General features: G+C 63.3%; 16 protein-coding genes. 9 read left to right on the top strand and 7 right to left on the bottom strand.

Annotated features, from left to right (window positions below):
• Positions 1 to 815: 815 nt before the first annotated feature.
• Complete coding sequence (locus tag DQG19_RS07765; protein WP_116125690.1) at positions 816 to 3,944, top strand: PD40 domain-containing protein; 3,129 nt, start codon at positions 816 to 818, stop codon at positions 3,942 to 3,944.
• Between the two features lie 63 nt (positions 3,945 to 4,007).
• Here the strand turns inward: DQG19_RS07765 and DQG19_RS07760 are convergent, their stop codons facing one another.
• Positions 4,008 to 7,961 (bottom strand): hybrid sensor histidine kinase/response regulator transcription factor, encoded by a 3,954-nt coding sequence (locus DQG19_RS07760; protein WP_198661683.1) that lies wholly within the window; start codon positions 7,959 to 7,961, stop codon positions 4,008 to 4,010.
• A 387-nt stretch (positions 7,962 to 8,348) separates the two neighbouring features.
• Between DQG19_RS07760 and DQG19_RS07755 the strand changes: the two genes are divergently transcribed.
• Genes DQG19_RS07755 through DQG19_RS07730 form a run of 6 tightly spaced genes read left to right on the top strand, consistent with a single transcriptional unit; the run spans position 8,349 to position 17,432 of the window.
• Positions 8,349 to 11,405, top strand: a complete 3,057-nt coding sequence (locus DQG19_RS07755) for a SusC/RagA family TonB-linked outer membrane protein (RefSeq protein WP_116125688.1) — start codon at positions 8,349 to 8,351, stop codon at positions 11,403 to 11,405.
• 41 nt (positions 11,406 to 11,446) lie between these two features.
• Positions 11,447 to 12,967: a RagB/SusD family nutrient uptake outer membrane protein gene (locus DQG19_RS07750; protein WP_116125687.1), complete on the top strand. Its 1,521-nt coding sequence runs from the start codon at positions 11,447 to 11,449 to the stop codon at positions 12,965 to 12,967.
• A 26-nt stretch (positions 12,968 to 12,993) separates the two neighbouring features.
• The gene (locus DQG19_RS07745; RefSeq protein ID WP_116125686.1) at positions 12,994 to 14,064 is read left to right on the top strand and encodes a family 43 glycosylhydrolase; all 1,071 of its coding nucleotides are present in this window, start codon (positions 12,994 to 12,996) and stop codon (positions 14,062 to 14,064) included.
• Between the two features lie 33 nt (positions 14,065 to 14,097).
• A complete protein-coding gene (locus tag DQG19_RS07740) occupies positions 14,098 to 15,255 on the top strand; it encodes a glycoside hydrolase family 43 protein (RefSeq protein WP_116125685.1) in 1,158 nt (385 codons plus the stop codon).
• A gap of 24 nt (positions 15,256 to 15,279) precedes the next feature.
• Positions 15,280 to 16,347, top strand: coding sequence for a cellulase family glycosylhydrolase (locus DQG19_RS07735; RefSeq protein WP_116125684.1), 1,068 nt, complete (start codon positions 15,280 to 15,282; stop codon positions 16,345 to 16,347).
• 53 nt (positions 16,348 to 16,400) lie between these two features.
• On the top strand, positions 16,401 to 17,432 hold the full coding sequence (locus tag DQG19_RS07730) for an FAD:protein FMN transferase (protein ID WP_116125683.1): 1,032 nt from the start codon (positions 16,401 to 16,403) through the stop codon (positions 17,430 to 17,432).
• Positions 17,433 to 17,444: 12 nt separating this feature from the next.
• Here DQG19_RS07730 and DQG19_RS07725 read toward each other — a convergent pair whose 3' ends face one another.
• Positions 17,445 to 17,972: a hypothetical protein gene (locus DQG19_RS07725; protein ID WP_116125682.1), complete on the bottom strand. Its 528-nt coding sequence runs from the start codon at positions 17,970 to 17,972 to the stop codon at positions 17,445 to 17,447.
• Positions 17,973 to 18,066: 94 nt separating this feature from the next.
• The gene (locus DQG19_RS07720; RefSeq protein WP_116125681.1) at positions 18,067 to 19,131 is read right to left on the bottom strand and encodes a branched-chain amino acid aminotransferase; all 1,065 of its coding nucleotides are present in this window, start codon (positions 19,129 to 19,131) and stop codon (positions 18,067 to 18,069) included.
• 74 nt (positions 19,132 to 19,205) lie between these two features.
• Between DQG19_RS07720 and DQG19_RS07715 the strand changes: the two genes are divergently transcribed.
• A complete protein-coding gene (locus DQG19_RS07715) occupies positions 19,206 to 19,658 on the top strand; it encodes a hypothetical protein (protein ID WP_116125680.1) in 453 nt (150 codons plus the stop codon).
• A 7-nt stretch (positions 19,659 to 19,665) separates the two neighbouring features.
• Positions 19,666 to 20,070, top strand: a complete 405-nt coding sequence (locus DQG19_RS07710; RefSeq protein ID WP_116125679.1) for a DoxX family protein — start codon at positions 19,666 to 19,668, stop codon at positions 20,068 to 20,070.
• A gap of 75 nt (positions 20,071 to 20,145) precedes the next feature.
• Here the strand turns inward: DQG19_RS07710 and DQG19_RS07705 are convergent, their stop codons facing one another.
• From DQG19_RS07705 to DQG19_RS07690, 4 genes are read right to left on the bottom strand one after another with little or no spacing between them, the layout of a single operon-like run.
• Positions 20,146 to 21,108 carry a RimK family alpha-L-glutamate ligase gene (locus tag DQG19_RS07705; protein ID WP_116125678.1) on the bottom strand — a complete coding sequence of 321 codons (963 nt, stop codon included), beginning with the start codon at positions 21,106 to 21,108 and terminating at the stop codon, positions 20,146 to 20,148.
• Positions 21,109 to 21,160: 52 nt separating this feature from the next.
• Positions 21,161 to 21,688 carry a hypothetical protein gene (locus DQG19_RS07700; RefSeq protein ID WP_116125677.1) on the bottom strand — a complete coding sequence of 176 codons (528 nt, stop codon included), beginning with the start codon at positions 21,686 to 21,688 and terminating at the stop codon, positions 21,161 to 21,163.
• Entirely contained in the window at positions 21,685 to 22,245 is a 561-nt protein-coding gene (locus DQG19_RS07695; RefSeq protein WP_157974386.1) for an RNA polymerase sigma factor, read from the bottom strand. Before DQG19_RS07695 ends, DQG19_RS07700 begins: the two co-directional genes overlap by 4 nt.
• Positions 22,245 to 24,194: a formylglycine-generating enzyme family protein gene (locus DQG19_RS07690; protein ID WP_116125675.1), complete on the bottom strand. Its 1,950-nt coding sequence runs from the start codon at positions 24,192 to 24,194 to the stop codon at positions 22,245 to 22,247. The genes DQG19_RS07695 and DQG19_RS07690 overlap by 1 nt, the downstream gene beginning before the upstream one ends.
• Positions 24,195 to 24,338 lie beyond the last annotated feature (144 nt).

Below are 24,338 nucleotides of genomic sequence, written 5' to 3'. Positions count from 1 at the left end.
CTCCGGCCCGATTTAGAAGCGCGGGTTAGCCAGCGGCAGAATATTATTTAGCCCGCTCGGACCGGAGGTCCTCCACCCGGAATTGCGCGGCAACTCAACCCCCCCCGGGGTTGAGGGCCTCCGGCCCGATTTAGAAGCGCGGGTTAGCCAGCGGCAGAATATTATTTAGCCCGCTCGGACCGGAGGTCCTCCACCCGGATGTGCGCGATAATTCACACCAACGGGTTGAGGGCCTGCGGCCCGATTTAGAAGCGCGGGTAGCGAGCGGTGGATATTATGTAGCCCGCTCGGACCGGAGGTCCTCCACCCGGAATTGCTCGGCAACTCAACCCCCCGGGGTTGAGGGCCTCCGGCCCGATATAGAAGCGCGGGTAGCCAGCGGCAGGATATTATGTAGCCCGCTCGGACCGGAGGTCCTCCACCCGGATTTGCGCGATAATTCACACCAACGGGTTGAGGGCTTCCGGCCCGATATAGAAGCGCGGGTTAGCCAGCGGCAGAATATTATGTAGCCCGCTCGGACCGGAGGTCCTCCACCCGGATTTGCGCGATAATTCACACCAACGGGTTGAGGGCCTGCGGCCCGATTTAGAAGCGCGGGTTAGCCAGCGGCAGGATATTATGTAGCCCGCTCGGACCGGAGGTCCTCCACCCGGAATTGCGCGGCAACTCAACCCCCCCCGGCACCCGCGCCCCGCCGCCCGGCCCCCCTAAAATAACATTTTGTTAAGCCTGGCCGACAAACGTGGCTTAGGGGGAGGCCCGTCTGCCAGGTGTTAATAAAGTGAAAGTATTCCCCAAGATTAGTGCGTAAAATGAAAACGATAACCCTCCATCTGCTGGCCCTGTTGCTCTGCCTGCCGGTGCTCACCACCGCCCAGGGCTTCAACTCCTTCGGTCGTAATAAGCCCAACTACGAAAACTTTGACTACGACGTCTACCAGACGCCCCACTTCGAGCTGTACACCTACATCGACAACGAGGAGTGGCTGAAGAACTTCCTGAACGACAGCGAGGAATGGTACCGCGTGCACCAGCTCGTGCTGCGCGATACGATCGACTTCAAGAACCCGATGATCATCTACGCGAACCACGCGGACTTCCAGCAGACCAACGCCATCAGCGGGGCCATCGGCTCCGGCACCGGCGGGGTCACCGAGGCCCTCAAGAACCGGGTGGTACTGCCCGTGGCGCACACCAACGCCCAGACCCACCACGTCCTGGGCCACGAGCTAGTCCACGCCTTCCAGTACGACATGGTGATCCGGGGCGACTCTACCAGTCTCCGCGACCTGCAGAAGATCCCCCTCTGGATGGTCGAGGGCCTCGCCGAGTACCTGAGTATCGGCTCCGTGGACCCCTTCACCGCCATGTGGATGCGCGACGCCGTGCTCAACGACGACATCCCCAGCCTCAAGGACCTGAGCAGCGGCAAGTACTTCCCCTACCGCTACGGACAGGCCTTCTGGTCGTTCGTCACCGGCCTGCAGGGCGATGACGTCATCAATCCCTACTTCCGCGCCACGGCGAAGTTCGGGCTTGAGCGCGCCACGAAACTGGTACTCGGTTACGAGTTCGACGCCTTCAGCGACCTGTGGGAGGATGCCCTGCGCAAGACTTACGGTGAGCAGATCGGCGAAGCCAAGGCCGACCGCTACGTGGGCAAGGAGCTGGTGGGCCCCGGCAAGAACGGCGGACGCATCAACGTGTCGCCCGAGATCAGCCCCAACGGCAAGTACATGATCTACCTGTCGGAGCAGGACCTCTTCAGCATCGACCTCTTCCTGGCCGACGCCCGCACCGGTGAAAAGATCCGCAAGATCCGCACCTCCAAGCTGGGCAGCCACATCGATGAGATCAGCTACATCGAAAACAGCGGTACCTGGAGTCCCGACAGCAAGCAGTTCGCCTACGTAGCCGTAAGCAAGGGGCAGAACAGCCTCATCATCGCCGACGTCGAATCCGGCAAGGCCGAACGGGAGATCCGCCTCGACGAGGTACCCGCCTTCACCTTCCCGGCCTGGAGCCCGGACGGAAAATCCATTGTCGTGTCCGGCCTCGTGGATGGACAGACCGACCTCTTTAGCATCGACGTGCGCAGCGGACGCGTGACCCAGCTTACCAACGACGTATACAGCGAGATCCACCCGAGCTGGTCGGCCGACGGCACCACGATCTACTTCAGTACCGACGCCCGCGGTATCCAGCGCAAGGAGCGCCCCTACGGCAACCTGCGCTTCAACCTCGCCGCCCTGGACGTGGCCTCCCGCGAGAGCCGCGAGATCGACGTCTTCCCGGGTGCCGACAACCTGAACCCCATCGAGGGAGCCGACGGTAACCTCTACTTCCTGAGCAACCGCGACGGCTTCCGCAACGTGTACCGCTACCATGTGGCTGATGCGACCGTCGACCGCCTCACCGACCTCATCACCGGCGTATCGGGCATCACCCACTACGCCCCCGCCATGAGCATCGACCGGAGCAACAACCGCCTGCTCTATACCTACTTCAACCAGAACGGCTACAAGATCTACGGCACCATGGTGAAGAACATGGAAGCGGTACGCGTGGCCCGCGATTCCGTGGACCTCACGCCGGCCACCCTGCCGCGCCTTAACCGCCGCGCCAACCTCATCGTGGACGAACTGCTCACCCACATGGACAAGCAGGACGTGATCACCTCCGACCAGATCACCCGGCGGCCCTACGCGCCCAAATTCAAGCTCGACTACGCCACCGGCGGTGCCGGTGCCGGGGTGGGCAGTAACCAGGTCTTCGGTACCACCACCGGCCTGGCCGGTGGCGTGCAGCTGCTCTTCAGTGACATCTTGGGCAACAACCAGCTCTTCACGGCCCTGAGCCTGAATGGTGAGATCACCGATTTCGGCGGCAGCCTGGCCTGGGTGAACCGCAAGACCCGGATCAACTACGGCTTTAGCCTGAGCCGCATCCCTTACCGCAACTTCGGCGTGGAGGCCCCCTTCCGCGACAGCATTCAGGTGGGGGACGGCAACTACGTCGACCTGATCAACGCGCCTTACCTGATCAGCCGGCTGTACCAGAACCAGGTCAGCGGTTTCGCCTCCCTGCCGTTCAACACCAACGTACGCCTCGAGGGCAGCATCAGCGCCAGCATCTACAACAACCGGGTCGACCGCTACGCCCGCTACTACAACCCGGTGACGTACTATCCCATTCAGGTCAACGCCCAGCCCGAGCGGCAGCGTGAGCTGGAGCAGGAGACCTTCAACCTCTACAACGCCGGTGTGGCCCTGGTGGGCGACAACTCCGACATGGGAATGACGGCCCCGATCCGCGGCCACCGGTACCGCTTCGGGGTGGACCAGTACCTGGGCCGCTTCAACTTTACGGCGGTCAACACCGATTACCGCAAGTACCTGTGGTTCGGCAAGGGAGCCCTGGCCTTCCGCGCCCTGCACTACGGTCGCTACGGCGACGGGGGCAACACCCTCTTCCCGCTGTACGTCGGCAGCCCCTGGTACATGCGCGGCCTAAACGCCAACGATGCCGTGACCACCCTGCAGGGGGCGGGCCGCGACCTCAACGAGCTGGTCGGCAGCAAGCTGTTCGTCTCCAACCTGGAGCTGCGCGTACCCTTTACCGGTCCGGAGCAGATAGCCCTGATCAAGTCGAAGTTCCTCTTCAGCGACCTCAACTTCTTCATTGACGGCGGTATGGCGTTCACGGACGTCAGCCAGTTCGGTGGCGCGACCTACACGCTGGACAAGGACGGTGAAGTGCTAATCAACCCCCTGACCGGGCAGCCCACCGTGGTCACCCCGGGCGTACGGCCCATCTTCACCGCCGGCGTGAGCGCCCGCGTCAACGTCTTCGGACAGCTGGTGGTGGAGCCCTACCTGGCCCGTCCGCTGATCGACGGCGCGAGCTGGAGCTTCGGGCTGAACCTGCTGCCGGGCTGGTAGTAGAGTCGATCGTTCTCCTTTCGGGAAGCCGTCGGTTGCGCACTGCGCAACCGACGGCTTTTTTTATGTCACCAGGTCATCCGACTTGGCGTAGTCGCCGGGCGATACATCGAACTGTTTTTTGAAGTTCCGTCCGAAGCTGGTCGCTGAATTGTAGCCGACCATGTCCGCGACTTCGTACACCTTGTAGCGCCGCGTTTTGAGCAGTTCGGCGGCCTTCTTCAGGCGCACGAGGTTGATCAGCTCGTTGGGGTTAGCGCCGCTGATGTCCTTGATCTTGCGGTAGAGGGTAGAGCGGCTCATGTGCATCCGTTCGGCGAGCGCCTCCACGTTGAGGTCGGGATCCGTGATGTTCTCCTGGATGACGGCGTCCAGCCGCCGGGTAAAGTCTTCATCGACCGGCGACTGGGCGATGCTCTGCAGGTGGGCCAGCGGCGTGCGGCCGAAGTGCTCTACGATGCGCGCCCGGTTGTCGAGCAGGTTCCGGATACGGGCCTGCAGGTACTCGATCGCGAAGGGCTTGGTCACGTAGGCGTCCGCTCCGCGCTCCAGGCCGGTAAGCTCCGCGGTATACTGATTCTGGGAGGTGAGCAGGATGACGGGTACGTGGCTGTGCTTGACGTCGGACTTGAGGGTGGCACAGAGAGTGAACCCGTCCATGCGCGGCATCTTGACGTCGCTGACCACCAGCTGCACGGTGTGGTGCTCGAGAACCGCGATCGCTTCGACGCCGTCGGAGGCCCGCAGAATGGCGTACCGGTCGGAAAGTTCCTTCGCGATAAAGCCGAGAAGGTCCGGGTTGTCCTCCACCAGTAGTATGGTGGTCACCGGCTCTCCCGGCCGGGGAGCAACGAGCGGGGGCGTGACTTGCGGGAGGACGTCATCGGGTTCGACCCGGTCGGGCGTGAGCTCGAAGTCATCGCGGTGGTGGAGGGGAAGGGTAACCACGAAGCGCGTTCCGCGTTCCGGGTCCGGATCGAGCACCAATGTTCCCCCGTGCAGTTCGGCCAGCGCGTGCGCCAGGGGCAGGCCCAGCCCGGTCCCGGGTCGGGCGGCGTGCTCGGGCAGCCGGTAGAAGGGGCGCAGGATGTTCTTTCGTTCGGCGACCGGAATCGGGGCTCCGTCGTTGCTGACGGTAAACCGGAACAACTCGCCGTCGGCCTCCAGCCGCAAGTCGACCCGCCGCTCTCCGTACTTCAGGGCGTTCTCCAGCAGGTTGCCGGCGATCTTGCGGAAGGCCTCCGCATCGATATAGGCGTAGACGGGATCCACCTGGGGGAAGGTCATGGTCGTTTCCCGCTCCTCCGCCTCTAGGGCGTAACGCTCGAGCAGGTCGCCCACGAGGGCGGTGACGTCCGTCCGTACGAAGGACAGCGACAGGTCTTCCATCTCCATTTTGCGGAAGTCGAGCAGCTGCCGCACCAGGTTCACCAGCCGGGTGGTATTGCGGTGCACCATCGTCAGGGTGGGGTGCAGGCTGTCGCTGGTGTCCGTACCGCGGAGGGCCTTCTCCACCGGGTTCTGGATGAGGGTGAGGGGGGTGAGGATCTCGTGGGAAATATTGGTGAAGAACTCGATCTTGGCCCGGTACAGTTCTTTTTCCTTTTCGTGCTCGAAGAGCCGCTGCCGCTGGTCGGACCGCGCCCGGTTGTAGCGGTGGTAGAGCATCAGCAGTACCAGCAGTACCGTCGTGCCGAGCACGGCGTATGCCGCGTAGGCCCATCCGGTTTGCCACCAGGGGGGGGCTACCCGCAGGCTCAGGAAGGCGATCGGGGGACTCCACTCGCTGTTGTGCCGGCGCACCCGCAGTTGCAGATCGTAGGTGCCGTGCCGGAAGTCGGTGAAGTGAATCTGGTGGGCGTGCTCCAGGTCCACCCAGCCGTCCTGTCCGCCGGAAAGGGCGTACTGGTATTCCGTGAGCCCCGGCGAGGCGTAGTCGAGCGCGGAGAAGGACAAGCTGAAGGTGGAACGGGCGTAGGGCAACTCCACCCGCCCCGTCGCCTGCGCCGCGCGGTAGGCCGCCGCGGCTTCGTCGGCCGGCGCGCCGGGCAACTTCAGGTCGCTGAGGACCAGCTCCGCCGGTGGCTCCTGCTTATTGAACCGGATGTCGTAGGGGTCGAAGGAAACGAACCCCCGCACGGTACCGAAGTACATCCGGCCGGCAGCGTCCGTGAGGGCCGAGTTATAGTTAAATTGGTTACTCGGTAGGCCGTTTTCCGTGCCGTAGGTGTCCACCCGCCCCGATTCGGGGTGGTAGCAGGCCAGGCCGTTGGCCGTACTCATCCACAGCTTGCCGCGAGCGTCTTCCTGCAGGCTGTAGAAGACGTTGCTCGGGAAGCCGTCCGCCTTTCCGAAACGGAGGACGTTGCCGTTTTCGGCGCGGATCTGGTTCAGCCCGTTTTCGGTGGCTACCCAGAGGTTGCGGTGGCTGTCCTCGAAGATGCCGTTGATCGCATCGTTGCCCAGGCGGTTCTCCGTGCCGCCGGCGTGGTAGGTCGTGACGCGCTTCTCGCGCGGATCGTAGTGGTATAGCCCGTCCCAGTAGGTACCCGCCCACTGTCCGCCGCGGCTGTCTTCCAGGAAGGAGGTGTAAAAGAAATCCGGCGAAAAGCCCTCGAGGGGTACGAAGCGGTCGCTGCCCGCGTCGTAGCGTTGCAGGCCCGAGGCCGTAAGGGCCACGACCGTCTTGTCGCGCAGTTGGTACAGCGAATAGATGAAATTGCTGCGCAGGCCGCTTTCCGCCCCCGCCATCCGGTGCCGCTTGACCGCCCCCGTGGCCGCATCCAGGACGAACAGCCCGGTTTGAAAGGTCCCCACCCACACTTCGTCGTCGCGCACCAGGATGCCGTGGATATTGGAGACCGGCTGCGGGGCATCGGCCGCCTGTAGCGCGAAGTGGGTGAATTGCCCGGTGGCGGGGTCGTAGCGGTTCAGGCCGGCATCCTCGGTGCCCACCCAGATACGCCCGGCCTCGTCTTGCCGCAGCTCCCGCACCGCGCTGCCGCTGACCGAGTTTTCGCCGGGCACGGGGACGAACTTCCGGAACCCGGCGAGCGCCGGGCTGTAGTAGCTGATGCCGCGGAAGTAGGTGCCGATCCAGACCCCCTCGTCCCGGTCCGCGAAGAGACTGTAGATCGCATTGTCCGGTAAGCCGTACTGGTGCCCGGTCTGCTTCTGTAGATGCTGGACCGCGCCCGAAAGCAGGTTGTAGAGGTAGACGCCGTTTTCCGTGCCGATCCAGAGGGTGTTGCCGCGTTGGAGGAAATCACGGACGTAGCGGCCCTCGGCCTCCCCGGTAAGCGGCACCGCCGTCCGGGACACCAGGTCGACCAGGAAGGCGCCGTGACTCACCGTGCCCACCGCCAGGCTGCTTTCCGATAGGGGATAGAGCGCCGAGAACTGTAAGGGATAATCGGTGTCCACGGGGAAGGTCACGCCCAGCGGCTCGAATGCGTCCTCCGCCGGGCGGTAGCGGAAGAGCGCCCGGTCGGTAGCCAGGTAGACCGAGCCGGCCGCCGAGGCGGTCACGCGCAGGGCGGGCAGCAGGTCGGGGCGGTCGTACCGCCCCTTCCGCGCCCCGGTGACCGGGTCGATCCGCTGTAGCGCCTGGTCGGCCACTACCCACACCTCGCCACCCGGGGCCGGGGCAATATCCAGGATGGGCAGCCCGGCGGTGCTCGGTACCGGGCCGAAGGTGTCGCTGCGCGGGCTGCCGCGAAACAGTCCGTCGTCGGTGCCCACCCACAGCCGGCCGTCCGCGATCTCCAGGCACTCAATGAAGTTGCTACCCAGGCTCCCGGTGGCGGACGAGTCGGACTGAAACCACCGGAATTCGTACCCGTCAAAGCGGTTCAGACCGTTCTTCGTCCCGAACCACATGAACCCCAGCTCGTCCTGGGCGGCGCAGTGGATCGTGTTGTGGGACAGCCCCTCGGTCACCTCGTAGTGCTTGAAGTAGTAGGGTTGGGCCGTGAGCAGGTTGACCGCTCCCATCAAAAGCAGCCATGCCAGTGCCACGGTCCGCAAACGATGCGGTAGCCCGTAATCTGCCGGTTCGGGGTTCACCTTGCTCATTGTTGTATCGCCACCTTCCGTTGGTCCGGCGTGGATTCAGGCTAATGTATCGAATTACGGATAGACCGGGCGGCGGGGCGCGGGTGCCGTGAACGTGCCGGTCGCGCAGCCGCCACGATCCGTTGCATCACTGCCACGATTCGTTGCAATTCGGGGCGGAAGCGCGACGAAACGTTGTCCTGCAACGTATGGTCGATGGATTGGGACGGGTCGCAGGTAGGGAACAAAGGCTGCCCAATACCTTGCGTCGCAGAATAAAAGGCTGTTTTTCAGCCCGTCGATCACTAATAGTGTGGTTGGCTGTCTTTGTACTCGCTATAAGTCTACATCATGCAATCAAGATCTATTTCCCTGGCCCTGTTATGGGTGTGCCTGTTTTTGGGCGGAGGCAATCTTCTCGCTCAGGATTTGCTGACGGTATCCGGCACTGTTTCCGACGCCGAAGGCCCCCTTATCGGTGCCACCGTAGCGGTGAAGGGTACCACGCAGGGCACCGTCACCGACGTCGACGGGGTATTCACGCTGGAGGGCGTGGACCCAACCGATAGCCTGCAGGTGACCTACGTAGGCTACACGCCACGAACGCTCGCGGTGGCGGGGCAAACCAACTTCACGATCAATCTCAGTGAGAACATCAGCAACCTGGGCGAGGTGGTCGTCATCGGCTACCAGGAAGTCAAGCGCTCCGACCTGACGGGGGCCACCGCGGTAGTGCCCGCCGAACAGATCAACAAGACGGTGTCCAATTCGCTGGCGGAGTCCCTTCAGGGTCTGGCTTCGGGAATTACCGTCCGTAACGGCGGCGCTCCGGGAGCGGGGGCCGTGATCGAGATCCGGGGGGCGGCCAGCTTCGTGAATACGAATCCGCTGTACGTGATCGACGGCATGATCGCCGACGCCAACGTGACCTTCAACAACAACGACATCGAGAGCGTCCAGATCCTCAAGGATGCCTCCGCGGCGGCCATCTACGGCTCGCGCGCCGCCAACGGCGTGATCATCATCACCACCAAGTCGGGGCGGAAGGGGCCGATCCGCCCCGCCCTCAGCGTGACGACGGGTATCCAGCAAATTCCCCGCCGCTGGGACGTGATGGACGCGGCGGGCTTCGCCGCCCTGCAGCGGACGAGCTACGAAAACTCGGGCCTCGAACCGCCGGCTTCCGTAGCGGCGGACTTCGATCCCACCATCGATACCGACTGGCAGGATGAGGTGATCCGTACCGGCAGCACGCTGGACGCCAACCTGTCCGCCTCCGGGGGATCCGATAACCTTAAGTACTTTGTCTCGGGCAGCCACTTCCGCAACGAGGGCGTGATCATCGGCCGCGGATTCAACCGCACGGCCTTCCGCGTCAACAGTACGCTCGACCTGGGCCGCATCACGATCGGGGAGAACCTGGTCCTGACCAACAACAACATCCGCCAGCCGCTCGGTGGCTTCGACACCGGCAATCCCTTCTACGACATGGTGACCATGCTGCCCGTCATCCCGGTGCGGGGCGACCGCTACATCTCCGATACCAACCCCGGCGGATGGGGTATCGGCACGGTGGACGCCGTCAGCTACGCCAAGAACCAGGTGGCCGTGACCGACCTGCTTCGCGAAAAGATCAACTTCCTGAAGCTTATCGGCAACGCCTACGTACAGGTGGAGCTGGTGAAGGGGCTGCGGTACAAGTTCAATGTCGGCCTGGAGAACAGCGACGACTTCTCCAAAGGGCTGCGGCGCTACGGCGTGACCCAGTTCAACGCCGCGGTGCGGCCGAGTTCGATCCAGGACAACCGCTCCCAGTTCTCGAGTCTGCTCATGGAGCACACCCTGAACTTCGACCGCACCTTTGGCAATCATGCCCTGAGTGCGGTCATCGGTACTTCCGACCAGCAAACGAAGCGCAATTACACCTTCGCTTCCCGCAGCGACATCGTGGAAAGCGGTGGCGACCCCTTCGAGCAGATCAACTCCGCCACGGGCGAATCCCTGGCTGAGGGCGGCGTCACGACCGACTACCGCACGATCGGCTTCCTCGGCCGGGTCAACTACAACTACGCCCAGAAGTACTACCTCACCCTGACCGGACGCGTGGACCAGGACAGCCGCTTCAGCCGCGACAACCGCACCGGGGTGTTTCCCTCCATCGCGGGCAGCTGGCGCATCAGCAAGGAAGATTTTTTCCGGGTGCCGTGGATCGACGATCTGAAGTTCAACGCCTCCTACGGTACGCTGGGCATCGTCACCCTCGGGTCCTGGGACTGGCGCGGTACCATCAACAACAACCCTCGGGCGATCCTCGGTACCGTGCAGGTGGGCGCCTACCAGGCCGGCCTCGTGAATCCGGACCTCCGCTGGGAGAACCGCAAGTCGCAGAACTACGGCGTGGAGGCCGCCTTTCTGGACTACCGCCTCACGCTCTCCGCCAACTACTACGATATCCTCTCCGAGGACGCCCTCGTCACCAACCTGCCCATAGCCACCTACCTCGGCAACCTGGGGGGCAGCCCGCCGGTGAATGCCGGCTCCATCCGCAATACCGGCTTCGAATTCGAGGCCAATTACCGGCAGCAGCTCGACCGGCTGCAGTTCAACATTGGCTTCAACCTGACCACCATCAACAACACCGTGCAGGCCGTCGGCAACCGCGGTGACGGCATCGACTACATCCAGACGGGACTGACGCGCTCCCGCGTCGGTGAGCCGCTCGGCGAGTGGTACCTGCTGCAGACCGACGGCATCTTCCAGAACCAGAGCGAAATTGACGCCCACGCCGTGGAGGGCAACCTTATCCAGCCCTTCGCCCGCCCCGGCGACATCCGGTACGTCGACGTGAACGGCGACGGGCAGATCACGGATCAGGACCGCAGTTTCACCGGCGAATCGCCGTGGCCGAGCCTGCAACTGGGCAGCCAGTTGGGACTGTCGTACGCCAACTTCGACGTATCGGCCCAGATCATCGGCATCTTTGGAAACACCCTGTACAATTCAGTGCGCAGCCAGCTGGACGGCTACCAGAATACCAACTTCCGCTCCGACGTCAACCCCTGGACCCCCGACAACACGAATACCGACGATCCCCGCATCGGTATCGCCACTAACGACCAGGGCCTGGTCGACAACGCCCGCGGCAACACCGACCGGTGGCTGGAGGACGGCTCCTACCTGCGGCTGCGCAACCTGCAGATCGGCTACACGCTACCCGACGCCGCGCTGGACCGGCTCAGCATCAGCAACCTGCGGGTATACGTGACGGGGCAGAACCTCCTCACCCTTACGAAGTACACCGGCCTGGATCCCGACGTGCAGGGCAATGGTATTCTGGAGCGGGGCGTGGACAACGGCAACTGGCCGTCGAGCCGGATCGTCTCCCTGGGTCTCAACCTGAATTTCTAGGAGGGGCCCCGCCCCGGCTCCTTCACCGAAAATAACGAATCATGAATCGCTTCCCCCTATACCTGCTTCTCTTCGTTCTGACCTTCGCTTCCTGCGCGGACGAGCTGGAAATCATCAACCCCAACCAGATCACCAACGACAGTTTCTGGCAGGACGAAACCGACGCCGTGCAGGGCATCAACGCCGCCTACAGCACGCTGCACCGTACCGGGTTTTCGCGCTGGCAGCCCATGCTCTACGACGTGCGCGCCGACGTAGGCACCAGCAACAGCCCCTGGAGCGAACTGGCCAATGCCCTGAATAACTTCATCCAGCCCAACTCCAATTTCGGTCCCATGACCGACGTGTACGCCGACAACTACGTCGGCATCTTCCGGGCCAACCAGGTGATCGCCAACGTGCCCGGCATCGAGATGGACGAGAACCTCAAGGCCCGGGTACTGGGCGAGGCACACTTCTTCCGGGGTATGCACTACTATCACCTGGCCAGCCTGTGGGGCAACGTACCGCTGCAACTGACCCCCTCCAGCCCGAACGACTTGCCGCCGACCTCCTCCGAGGCCGAGGTGTGGGAACAGGTGATCGCCGACCTGGATTACGCCGCCGCGAATCTGCCGCTGCAGTACGGTCCTGACGATGTCGGCCGCATCACCCGGGGGGGCGCGCTGGCCCTCCTGGCCAAGGCGTACATGCAAAACGGGCGGTACGCCGAAGCGGTCGATGCCCTGGACTTCTTCTTTACGGGGGAGGGCGCTGACCTGTACGACCTGACGTCCAACTACGCCGATAATTTCAGCGCGCTCACCGAATTCAACGTGGAATCGGTGCTGGAGTGGGGCTACGCCGATAACCCTTTGGAGTTCACCGACCAGGATACCCAGACGCCCAACCATAACTACGGCACTTCCATTGCCCAGTTCTACGCACCTCCCGGCATCGGATTCGCGGACGCCGAAGCCCTGCGCTGGGTAGTCGGTGAATTCGAGGAAGAGACGACCACGGACGGTTCCCGCGATCCCCGCCTGGCCGCGACCTACCTCTACGACCATACCGACCCCGCCGGACCGGAAGCCTCCATCGTCTACGGTACCCCGTGGATCGATCGCTACGGCGACAGCGACCGCGTATTCTTCCGCAAGTTCCTGAACGACGATTACAAGAACGAGGAGGGATTCCGGTCGCCCAACAACTACCGCTTCATCCGCTTCGCGGACGTCCTGCTGATGTACGCCGAAAGCCTGAACGCTATCGGGCGCACCTCCGAGGCCTACGCCTACGTGGACCGCGTGCGCGAGCGGGCCGGACTGCCGCCCCTCTCGGAGGTGCGCCCCGGACTGGACGCCGACGCCTTCCTGGAGCAGATCAAGCACGAGCGGCTGACGGAGCTGACCGGTGAAGGACACCGCTTCAACGACCTCAAGCGCTGGGGAGACCTGGGGCCCGGCCTCGCGGACCGCGACCCCGGTTTCGCCAACTACCAGGTCGGCAAGCACGGTCTGCTGCCCATCCCGCAGCGCGACCTGGACATCAACCCCAACCTCGTACAGAACCCCAACTGGTAACCGCCCCGCGCCCCATATCCCAACCTATGCCTTATTCTTCTCTTCCTGCCTGCTTGTTGATCGTCTGCCTCGGACTACTAGCCTGCGATCCACCCGAGGACCCGGCAACGCCGACGCCCGATCCGCAACCCAACCCGGAAGCGACCTTCGTGAATCCGGTTTACCAGGTAGGCCCCGATCCCTGGGTATTCCAGGAGGGCGATACCTACTACGTGACCTACACCACCGGCCGAAACATCACCCTGATCGAGACGGATAAAATGTCCGGACTGCGGACCGCGGCCGCCCGCTCGCGCGTTGTCTGGAATCCGCCCGCCAGCGGCATGAACTCCGCCCAGATCTGGGCGCCGGAGATCCACCGCATCGATGGAACCTGGTACGTGTACTACGCCGCCAGCGACGGCAACAACGACAACCACCGGATGTGGGTGCTGGCCAATACGGACGCGGATCCCCTGTCCGACAACTGGGAGGACCGCGGTGAGCTGGAACTGCCGGACGACAAGTGGGCCATCGACGGCAGCCCCGTCGACATCGGGGGAGAGTGGTATTTCGCCTGGTCGGGCTGGGAGGGGGACGTCAACGTGCAGCAGGACATCTACCTGGCGAAGATGGACGGACCGACCGCGGTAAGCGGCGAGCGCGTCCGCCTGCTACAGCCGGAAGCCGCCTGGGAAGAGAACGGAACCGATCCGCGGGTAGTCGAAGGACCGCAGTTCATTCAGCACGAGGGCAAGCTGTTCATGTTCTACTCCGCCGGCGGCTGCTGGACAGACGGGTACAGCCTGGGAGCTATGGAGCTCACCATCGGTGACGATCCGATGCTGCCGGAGAGCTGGAGCCGCCTCGCCCAGAACCCCCTCTTCACCAGCGACGCCGCCGCCCGGGCCTACGGGCCGGGCCATAATTCCTTCTTTTCCTCTCCCGACGGCACCGAAAACTGGATCCTCTACCACGCCAACCCGGAAGCGGGGCAGGGCTGCGGCGACGAGCGGAGTATGCGCATGCAGCCCTTCACCTGGTCGGCCGACGGCCTGCCGGTGCTGGGGGACCCGGTCGCCCTCGGTCGGTCCCTGCCCGTACCCTCCGGTGAGTAATTAACCCTTGTGTCTACGCCTTATCTTTCCAAAATGGTCCTTTTCGTGAGAAGTTATCTCCTGCTGTCCCTCCCTGCTGCCGTCGCCCTCTTGCTCGTTACGGCGTGCAGCCCCCGGTCGTCCACCGCGGAAGTGGCAGCCACCGACTCGCCCGCCTTTGCTAATCCGCTGGACGTGGAATTCGGCGACCCCTTCATCCTGGACAACGGCGACGGTACCTACTACCTCTACGGCACCGGCGGCGGGGCGAAGGATGGCTTCGCGGTTTATTCGTCTACCGACCTGGTCAACTGGACCGACCGGGGGCAGGTCTACTACGGCAACACCGAGGACAGCTGGAACGAAAGTGCCTTCTGGGCCCCCGAATGCTACAAATTCGACGGTAAGTACTACCTCTTCTACAGCGCCAACTGGAAGCACAATCCGACCAACGAGGGGGAGAATTTCCACATCGGGGTAGCGGTGTCCGATGAACCGACCGGTCCCTTCACCGACCTGCAAAACCAGCCGCTATTCGAGCCCGGCTACCCCGTTATTGACGCCAACGTGTTCCGTGACGACGACGGCACCTTCTACCTGTACTACTCCCGCGCCTGCTACGAGCATCCGGTAGAGAGTGAAGTGGCCGACTGGGCGCGGGAGCAGGGCCTGTACGAGGAGATCGAGGAGAGTTGGGTGTACGGGGTAGAGCTGAGTCCGGACTTCCGGTCCGTGATCGGCGAGCCGAAACTACTGCTGCGCCCCCCCGTGGATATGGACAACGAGAACGCGGAGTGGGAGAGCCGTTCCGTCACCTCCGGCGAGATCAACCGCCGCTGGACGGAAGGTTCCTTTACCTTCAGGCACGGGGACACCTACTACATCATGTATTCGGCCAACCACTACGCCGGCCCCAACTACGCCGTGGGCTACGCTACCGGGGACCACCCGCTGGGCCCCTTCACGAAGGCTACGAACAACCCCGTACTGGAAAAAAACGTGGAGGCGGGCGGCGACGTCACCGGCACCGGACACAATATGGTCCTCTTTCTCGAGGGGAGTGATAAGATGTACGCGGTCTACCACGGCCGGACCCGGCAGACCGGCGACGAGCGGGTGGTCTTCATGGACGAGCTGGAGATCCTGCCCGACGGCAAGCTGATCGTCAAGGGACCCACCACCGACGAGCAGCCCCACCCCCTGACCAAATAACCGCCCAACGAAAATTTACTACGCATGAAGTCTATACTACTAACTGTACTCCTATTCTGCATGGCCGTGGCTGCTTACGGTCAGGCTACCGAGATCGTGGGTACGCCCTGGTCCGAGGAGCGGGCCGCCGAATGGTACGCCGAACAGGACTGGCTCACCGGCGCCAATTTCAATCCCAGCACCGCCATCAACCAGCTGGAAATGTGGCAGGAGGCCACCTTTGACCCGGAGACCATCGACCGGGAACTGGGCTACGCGGAGGGTGTTGGCTTTAACACCATGCGGGTCTACCTGCACAGTCTGGCGTACAAGGCCGACCCGGAGGGCTTCAAGCAGCGGATGGACACCTACCTGGGCCTGGCCGACAAGCACGGCATCAAGACCATGTTCGTCATCTTTGACGACGTGTGGGGTAAAGAGCCTAAAATCGGCACCCAGCCCGAGCCCATCACCGGGACCCATAACTCCGGTTGGATGCAGGACCCCGGCGACCCCGCCTCGAAGAACGAAGAGAACTTCCCCGCCCTGGAGACCTACGTGAAGGACATCATTACTACCTTCAAGGACGACGATCGGGTACTGATGTGGGACCTCTACAACGAGCCGGGAAACTCCGGGAAACTGACCACTTCCCTGCCGCTGCTGACCGGGGTATTTACCTGGGCGCGTGAGGTAAATCCGAGTCAGCCACTCACCGCCGGCCTTTGGCGGTGGGACTTCCAGGAGCTCAACACCTTCCAGGCCCTGAATTCGGATATTCTTACCTACCACGAGTACGAAGACGCCGATCACCACCTGAGAACGCTGCAGCTGCTCGCGACGCACGGCCGGCCCATGATCTGTACCGAGTATATGGCCCGGACGCGCAACAGCCGCTTTGCCAACATTCTTCCGATGTTGAAGGAGCACAACGTGGGCGCCATCAACTGGGGACTGGTGGCCGGTAAATCCAATACCATCTACGCCTGGAACACGCCCATTGAAGACGGAAGCGAACCCGACGAGTGGTTCCACGACGTCTTCCGCCCCGACGGAACGCCCTACCGGCAGGACGAGGCGGACCTGATCACCCGGCTCAACGCCGAAGACTAAGTAGGGTCGCGGTATTCTCCCGTCGCAGGTAGCCACAGTACCTTTGCGCTACCATGAAGCTCTGTACCCGCGTTCCCGCCCTTCTTCTGCTGTTAGTTACCCTGGTAGCGTGTGGCTCTCCCGAGCCCGACGGCTACCAGACTCCCACCCGCATCACCGGGGAGGCCATGGGCAGCTACTACCGTATTACCTACCTCGGCGGCTCAATCGCCGGGCTCCAGGAGAGCGTAGACAGCTTGCTCGCGGCCTACAACGAAGAGCTCTCGCCGTGGGTGGCCGAAAGCACGATCTCGCGCTTCAACCGCAGCGACTCCGGCGTGACCCTGGCGGGTACAGTCCACTTCGTCCCCAACCTGGAACTGGCCGCCGAAGTAGTAGCCGCTACCGCAGGTGCCTACGATCCTACGGTAGCTCCGCTGGTGAAGTACTGGGGCTTCGGGACGGGCACCAAACGGGAAACGAGCGTGGTGGATACGGCCGAGCTCGCGGCGGTCCGGGGCCGGGTGGGGTTCGGGCTGGTATCTTACGAAAACGGCTTTCTCGCCAAGGCGCGGCCGGGCGTGGAGCTGGACCTGAACGCGAGCGCGAAGGGCTACGGCGTGGATTTGATCTCGGCGCTGCTGGACAGCCTCGGCCGCCCGAATCACCTGATCGACATCGGCGGCGAAATGCGCGGCGGGGGCAGCAAGAACGGGCAACCCTGGCGGGTGGCCATCCGGGCGCCGGAGGAGAACGCGGAGACGATCGCGCCCGCCGGTACGCTGCCGTTGTCCGGCGGGCGGGCCCTCGCCACCAGCGGTAATTACCTGAACTTCTACGAGGTGGAGGGGGCCAAGTACAGCCACACCATCGACCCGCGCACGGGCTACGTGGAACGGAACGACCTGCTGAGCGCCACCATCCTGGCCGCCGACTGCGCCACCGCCGATGCCTACGCCACGGCCTGTATGGTGCTGGGACCGGAGGGCGCGCTGCGGCTGATCGAGGGGCACCCGGAGCTGGATGGCTACTTTCTCGTGCGGGGGACGGGAGATACGCTGGAGGTACGGATGAGCGCGGGACTTCGGCAGGCGGTGGACCGGTAGCCGGAATTTACCCTACAGCGGGTTCAGAACGAGCATCGGCATCCAGTTGGGGGGATTGAACTGCACGTTGAAGCCTTCCGGGGCATCATTTTGCTCGATTACGATAACGTCGCCGCCGTCGAACGCAATAACTACCGCGTGCTGGACTTCTTCCTCGGCGAAGGTGTGGAAAATTCCGAAAACGTCCAGTACGCGGTTGGCGTAGTCGCCCTGCCCCGGGGAACTAGCGAATCCGAGAACTACATTATTCCCGTAGGCGGACTGTGTTGTTAAGTCTGATTCTTCGTCTTCGGGGGCTGAAAACTCGGTATGCAAGCGAATGTAGCCGTACCCGCCGTGCCGTAAGTTGCTGCGGGTAATTTTCAGGTGCAGGGTATGCGTACGCAGGGTAAACACGAAGAGGAGGGAATCTCCGCCTAGAGAGAATTCCGCCCGATTGGCTTCCACTAAGTCGGTAGTTCCGCCTTGGTGGAAAAATGTGATTAAGTGTGCGTCCGCGGGGCCGGGAATGGTGCGTACGATGCGCATGTTTTCTTCCATCGGGGTAAAATTTGCGGCGGGGTAGGCGTGACGGTATTCGCTGCCGGAGGCAGCGTTGTACTGGCGCTGCCGGAGGCAGCGTTGTACGGCGGGGTTAGACGCGGACGAGCCAGCCGTGGGTATCCTCCACGGAGCCGACGCGCAGGCCGTCGATGTGCCGCTTGAGCATGGGGCCGATCTTGCGGTCCTCCACGGGGGGCAGGGTGATGAGCCGGTCGCGGTACTGCAGCTCGGCGACGTGGCTGACCACGGCGGCGGTACCGGCCCCGAACATCTCCTGGAGGTTGCCGGCATCGGAGGCGGCCACGATCTCGTCGATGGTGACGAGGCGCTCGCTGACCGGGATGCCCTTGTCCTTCAGGATCTGGATAAACATCTTACGGGTAATGCCCTTGAGGATGGCGCCGTCGGTGATGGGGGTGACCACCTCGCCGTCGATGACGAAGAAGACGTTCATCGTACCCACTTCCTGGATCTGCTGCTTGTTCTCGACGCCCATCCAGAGGACTTGGTCGAAGCCCCGCTGGTTGGCCTCGTGGACCGCCAGCAGGCTACCGCCGTAGTTGCCGCCCGACTTGGCCTCGCCCGTTCCGCCGGGGACGGCGCGGACGTACTTTTCCTCAACCACCAGACGCACGGGCTTAGCGTAGTAGGGGCCTACCGGGGCGGTAAAGATGCAGAAGCGGTAGGTTTCGCTGGGCCGTACGCCGATGAACTCATCGGTGGCGTACATGTAGGGGCGCAGGTAGAGGGCGCTGCCTTCCTGGGGCGGAATCCAGCCCTGGTCGAGCTTGACCAGCCGGCTGACGGCCTCCACGAACCGGTCCTCCGGGAACTCGGCCATCATCATGCGGCGGGCGCTGGCGTTGAGGCGCTGGGCGTGCTCCCGGGGCTGCATGAGCATGGGGGTGCCGTCCTGGTCGACGCTGGCCTTCATGCCCTCGAAGATGGACTGTCCGTAGTGCAGGACCATGCTGGCGGGGTGCATGGTGAAGTGACCGAAGGGGATGATGCGGTCGTCGGTCCACTCGCCGTCGCGGTAGTCGCTGACGTACATGTGGTCGCTGAAAATCTTGCCGAAGGGCAGGTTGCTGAAGTCTACGTCTTCGAGGCGCGACTGCTGGACGCGCTCCACGCGGATAGGGCTGGTGGTGGTCATCGGGGCTGAATTTGCGATAAAGGTAAGCAGGGGAAAAGTTACGGTGTCTACCAAGCGCCACGTACCTTTATTCCGTGCTTCCCTTCGACCTCATCGGCCAGCCCGGTCCCGACGCCGCCCTGGCGCTTCTGGGGCCGGCGCGCGATCTGCCCCTGCTGGTGGTATACCACGGCGAGCTGGCCCGCCGCGCCTTTCTGAAGCGGATCCTGGGCGCGGCCGGCTACCGCGAGCCGGGCCGGCAGCTTCACCTGCTTGAGTGGCCCGCCGACCGGTCGCTGGACCTCTCCGGGCTCATCCGGCGGCTCGGCGTTCACCGGGTGATCCTGTTCGGTTATACCCCCGATCTGCTGGGACTGCACCTGCACGTCGCAAACTATACGCCCGTTACCCTGGCCGGGGTGTCTTACCTCTTTGCCGACAGCCTGTCCTACATTGAAGAAACCAAGGCGGAGGGGGACAACCGCCCCGCTGCCGCGCTCTGGAACTCCATCCGCGAGCATTTTCTGGCTCCCGACCCCTTAACTTAACCCACCTATGACTAAAGGAAATATCGACGTAGCACTCCTGTTCCTGCGCGTCTGGTTCGGCCTGGAGATGGCCTTTGCCCACGGCTGGCCGAAAATGATGAAGGTGTTCGCCGGTAACTTTGAATTCGGCGACCCGATCGGGGTAGGTCCCACACTAAGCCTGATCCTGGCGGCCGTGGCCGAATTCGTGTGCGGCGTACTTATTGCTCTGGGACTCTTCACTCGGCTGGCTACGATTCCCTACATCATCACTATGCTGGTGGCGGCCCTGCTGGTTCACTACGCCGCCGGCGATCCCTGGGGTAGGATTGCCAACCCCCTGAATTACGCCGTAGTGGCCATCGCTATCCTGATCGCGGGCCCGGGACGGCTATCGCTGGATCACAAGCTGTTTGTGGACAGTATTAAGTAGAGGGCTTTGTCGGTAGAGCTCGCTTCGCTCACGGTAGAATCCAGGGTTGTCCTCTACCGCGAGCGCAGCGAGCCCCTACTTCCCAAACGCATAGCTACCGTCCACCGCCTTGCGGATGTACTCGCCCCACGTCAGGTTGTCGCGGCCGGGTTCCTGTTGCTGGGCCCGCTCGATGGCGTAGTTCGCGCTGGTCTCGATGACCCATTCGAAGTTCTCATCGCCCACGCTGAACTTGTCGGCGTCGGGGGCCGGGTTGCAGAAGTCGATGGCGTAGGGGATGCCGTCACGAATGGCAAATTCCACCGTGTTGAAGTCGTAGCCGAGCCAGTTATTGAGCTTGAGTACGTAGTCGTGGATGGTGTTCAGGAGTTCCTGGCTCACGTCGTGTTGCACCTTGTAGCGGTCCAAAAATTCGTTGCGGGGCTCGTAGTGCATGATCTTCACGTACTTGCGACCGATGCAGTAGCAACGGAAGTAGCTGGTGAAGTCAATGGCCTCCTGCAGCATCATGACGAGCTGACCGGTTTCCTTGTGGGCCTTCCAGAGCTGGTCGGGGCCGTCAAGCTTGTACACGCTTTTCCAGCCGCCGCCGGCGTGGGGCTTCATGAAGGCGGGCCAGCCGATGTAGTTAAAGATGCTCTGCCAGTCGAGCGGGTAGGCCATATTGGTGAAGCTCTCGTCGCTGGTGTCGTCGGGCAGCTGGGCGCTCGGCAGCAGTACGGTCTTCGGCACGGGTACGCCGGCGGGGCCCACGCTCAGTACGTTGTTGAAGAACTTCTCGTCGGCGCTCCACCAGAAGGGGTTGTTGATCACCGCGGTGCCGGTGGCGGCGGCATTCTTCAGCATCGCCCGGTAGAAGGGTACGTCCTGGCTGATGCGGTCGATGATCACCGCGTAACCGGGGTTGAGGCCCTGGCCCACCTTGTCGATCTTGACGGGCTCGGCCCGGATGCCGTCGACGTTCTTGTCGTTGATGCGCTGGATGACGGCGGGGGGGAAAGAACGTTCGCGCCCGTAGAGAATACCGATTTTCTTCATGTGGTGGGTAGTTTGTGGCACTAAGGTAAATTAAGGCCGCTTGTTCGCCCGGTTAGTCTCCGCGACTGCCGACGAGGAGCGACAACCCGGCGGGGTCAACCGCCACCGTACCCACAGGATAGGGCACTTTCGGGGCCCGGTAAACCGTATCGTGCACCACGAGGTAGGTGGGCGCGGGCGCGGGTGCAATGAAGGTATCGCGGAGCAGGCGGTCCCGGTAGACCACCCGCACCACGGTGTCGTGGCGAGTCACTTCCACCGTATCCCGCTCGATCACCGGCGGACTTACCCGGGCGACGTACTCCAGCCGGGGTTGATGGCCGAGAAGGAGGACGCCCGCGGCGATCGCCAGCAGCCAGCCGGCCGCCGCCACCCAGTAGAATCGGCGGCGGGCGCGCGGCCGGACCGCCACCGTCCGTCGGTAGGCTTGCCGGAGTACCGGGGGCAGATCGACGGCGCGCGCGCGCAGGCCGAGGGCAACGGATCTGCGGCTGCTATAGTCGCGCTCGGTGACCTCATTTCGTATGGTAGCGGGCAGCTGCTCGTAGGTATGGGTGAGCAGGTAATCGAGGTAGTTCATCGCGGAGACTCTTTATCGGGCTTTGCCAGCGGTTGTAATAGATGGGCGAGGCGCTTCAGGCCATAATGCAGGCGACTTTTAACGGTGCCCGGAGCGCAGTCCAGCAAGTCGGCGATGGCCTGCACCTGCATGCCGTGACGGAATCGCAACAGCAGCGGCTGACGTTGGTGACTCGGCAGGTTGGAAATGGCCTCCTCGAGACGTTTGGTATCCACCGATCGATCGGGCGGCGCCTCGTCCATTGGACCGTGGTAAGCCAGTTCCCGGTCGTTCCTGCGCCGGTCGTCGCGCAGTTGGTTGCGGAGCAGGTTCTTGGCGATGGTGAACAGGAGCTTGTCCAGTTTCGCCGGGCCCGCCTGCGGTTCCCGGAAGGCCCGGCTGCCGAGCAACTGGATGAATACCTGCTGTACGAGGTCGTCCGCCACAACGTTGCCGTCGAGGCTACGCACGAAATACGCGCGCAGCTCCCCCGCGTACCGGCCGTAGAGCTCGGCAAAGGCGCTTTCCCGCCCTCCGGCCGCATCGATAAGCAGTTCGCGATCCGTTGGTAGCGCCACTAGTCCACGTATTCCATGACGAGGCGAAAACCGGTGGTCGGACTGGGCAGCGTGCGCTCTGTGATCACGCCGATCCGGAGTGCCTCGGGCCCGTCGCGCCAGCTGCCGCCCATGGTCTGCCCGGGCACGTCGATCATTTCCGCTGCGTTGCCGCTCATGTTGTAAAGTCCGAAATCATTCGGATAATAACTGTCGGTTGGCGCCGTAAGCAACGCGCCGTCGTCCCGGCAACCTCGCTCCCGGTCTTTCGATGTCAGCTGTGGTTGAGTGGCCGGATTACCCCGTGTCCAGTCGTCATCAAGCAGGGTAGCGTTGAGGTTGGCGAGAATGCACCCCCGGGCGTTGCGGTAATCTGGCCCCCCCCACGGATAGGGCGCGTGTTGCTTGCCGCCCCGGGCCGCCCGTTCGAATTCCGCCGCGGTGGGCAGGCGGAAGCGTACGTTGCGGCCCCCCTCCCGCTTCGGGTCCTGATTGTACACCTGCGTGAGCCAATAGGCGTACAGCTCCGCGCCGCGGTGGGAAATGTTGACTACGGGGTGATCGGCCGCTTCCGGACGGCCACGGACATACAATTCCGCTTCCGGCAAGGTGGAAAGACTATCGGGCAGCAGGGCCAGCCAGTCTACCCTTTCGCTGCGGGCGCTGTCGAGGTAATCGTACTTTTTCTGCCGCAGCAGGTCCTCCAAAAACAACTGATATTCCCCGTTCGCTACTTCCTTTTCCTTCATGAAGTAGTCGGGCACAAAGTCCCTGCCCTCCCTACCGCGTGGCCGGCGGGGGACGGAGCCGTACGCATATGCGTCAAACAGTTCCGCCGCGGTGAGGGCTACCTCCCGGCTGGCCAATTGGGGTTCGGCTTCAGCGCCTTCACCGAGCAGGCCGGCCACGCGGGCGGTCAGGCCGTGCGCCCGCGCGATCGTGTCGATCAGGCTCCGGAGGGCTTCGTCGGGCTGGTCGTTGCCCTGCCGGTCCTGCCGCACCAACTCGATGAGGGAGACCAGGTAATTAGGTGCCAACTCCCGGCTTACGCGATCCGCCGGCGAGTCGCTCAGCGGCAACCGCAGCCGGTCGAGCCGCCACTCCTCGCGGTATAGCCGGCGCGTAACGGCCAGGTTCTCGACCGGCGCGTCGGATACCCGAAACACCAGCCCGGTGGGGTAGAGGTCCGACTGCGGCAATTCCAGGCGGTCCAGGCGGTCGCCCACCGTTGCCGCCACGTGGAGGGGATGGCGAGATTGCCGCAGTCGCTCCAGTTTGTCCCGCAGGTGGGCGGTGGGCGGCGGGGCCACGCCCGCCGCCCGGAACACCAGGGACGCGTAATCATCCAGCTGGTTGAACAGGTGGTAATTCACGACCAAAACATCATTGCGCACCCCGTGTACCCGTTGCAGCACCCAGGCCGGATAGGTATCGGCGTCGCCGAAGGTCAGCAGGATACCGTTCGGGGCCACACTGACGAGGGTGTTGTAGTTAAAATCCAGGAGGCCGGCCGGGTAGGGGAACAGGCGGTCGATCCGCTCGCTTACCGTACGGGCCAGGGCGGTATCTCCCTCCAGCATGGCGTACCCCAGCACCGAGGATAGTGCGTAGGGGTTTTCCGGTTCGGCCGCGTAGGCGCGCATCAGGGGCACCCGTCCCCGGCCGATGTCGGCCTGCATGTACCGAAGGTAGTTGGCCGCAAAGCCTTCCGGGGCGGTGTGGGCCAGGGCCATCCGCTCGATTTCCGCCAGGTCGTAGGTGCCGTGGTCAAAGCGGTTGGCGTAGCGGGCGTAGAGGAAATACTGCAACCAGTCGTTGTCGTCGGCACAGTCGTCCGTAGCGCGGCGCCTCCAGCTTTCAGTCTGCTCGCCGTAGTAAGGTCCCGGGTGCAACTCCCGGCTGAGATCCCGGAAGGGCTGGGGCGGGGTAGTGGCCAGGAGCAGCAGATGCGCGAAGAGGAAACTGAGCATGGAGGCTGTTTTCTGTTAGTAAACCGCCGATCGGAAAACGTTCAATCACGACCTGCCGAACCGGAGCCGGAACCTCCCGAAGAGTTCCCCGCCCTGGCCTTGGTTCCGCTTTTACGGTGCAGCGCCCCGGCTGAATAATCCTCC

Origin of the sequence: Lewinella sp. IMCC34183 (genome assembly GCF_003390915.1) — a bacterium.
Taxonomy (GTDB): domain Bacteria; phylum Bacteroidota; class Bacteroidia; order Chitinophagales; family Saprospiraceae; genus Neolewinella.
Note: the sequence above shows the minus strand (reverse complement) of the source record. Positions and strands in the feature narration are given on the sequence as shown.

Bases quoted from the DNA above. Each gene is read 5' to 3' on its own strand.
- DQG19_RS07730 (WP_116125683.1), top strand. From the start codon at position 16,401: ATGAAGCTCTGTACCCGCGTTCCCGCCCTTCTTCTGCTGTTAGTTACC.
- DQG19_RS07755 (WP_116125688.1), top strand. From the start codon at position 8,349: ATGCAATCAAGATCTATTTCCCTGGCCCTGTTATGGGTGTGCCTGTTT.
- DQG19_RS07750 (WP_116125687.1), top strand. From the start codon at position 11,447: ATGAATCGCTTCCCCCTATACCTGCTTCTCTTCGTTCTGACCTTCGCT.
- DQG19_RS07710 (WP_116125679.1), top strand. From the start codon at position 19,666: ATGACTAAAGGAAATATCGACGTAGCACTCCTGTTCCTGCGCGTCTGG.
- DQG19_RS07690 (WP_116125675.1), bottom strand. From the start codon at position 24,194: ATGCTCAGTTTCCTCTTCGCGCATCTGCTGCTCCTGGCCACTACCCCG.
- DQG19_RS07735 (WP_116125684.1), top strand. From the start codon at position 15,280: ATGAAGTCTATACTACTAACTGTACTCCTATTCTGCATGGCCGTGGCT.
- DQG19_RS07765 (WP_116125690.1), top strand. From the start codon at position 816: ATGAAAACGATAACCCTCCATCTGCTGGCCCTGTTGCTCTGCCTGCCG.
- DQG19_RS07705 (WP_116125678.1), bottom strand. From the start codon at position 21,108: ATGAAGAAAATCGGTATTCTCTACGGGCGCGAACGTTCTTTCCCCCCC.
- DQG19_RS07740 (WP_116125685.1), top strand. From the start codon at position 14,098: ATGGTCCTTTTCGTGAGAAGTTATCTCCTGCTGTCCCTCCCTGCTGCC.
- DQG19_RS07700 (WP_116125677.1), bottom strand. From the start codon at position 21,688: ATGAACTACCTCGATTACCTGCTCACCCATACCTACGAGCAGCTGCCC.
- DQG19_RS07725 (WP_116125682.1), bottom strand. From the start codon at position 17,972: ATGGAAGAAAACATGCGCATCGTACGCACCATTCCCGGCCCCGCGGAC.
- DQG19_RS07745 (WP_116125686.1), top strand. From the start codon at position 12,994: ATGCCTTATTCTTCTCTTCCTGCCTGCTTGTTGATCGTCTGCCTCGGA.
- DQG19_RS07720 (WP_116125681.1), bottom strand. From the start codon at position 19,131: ATGACCACCACCAGCCCTATCCGCGTGGAGCGCGTCCAGCAGTCGCGC.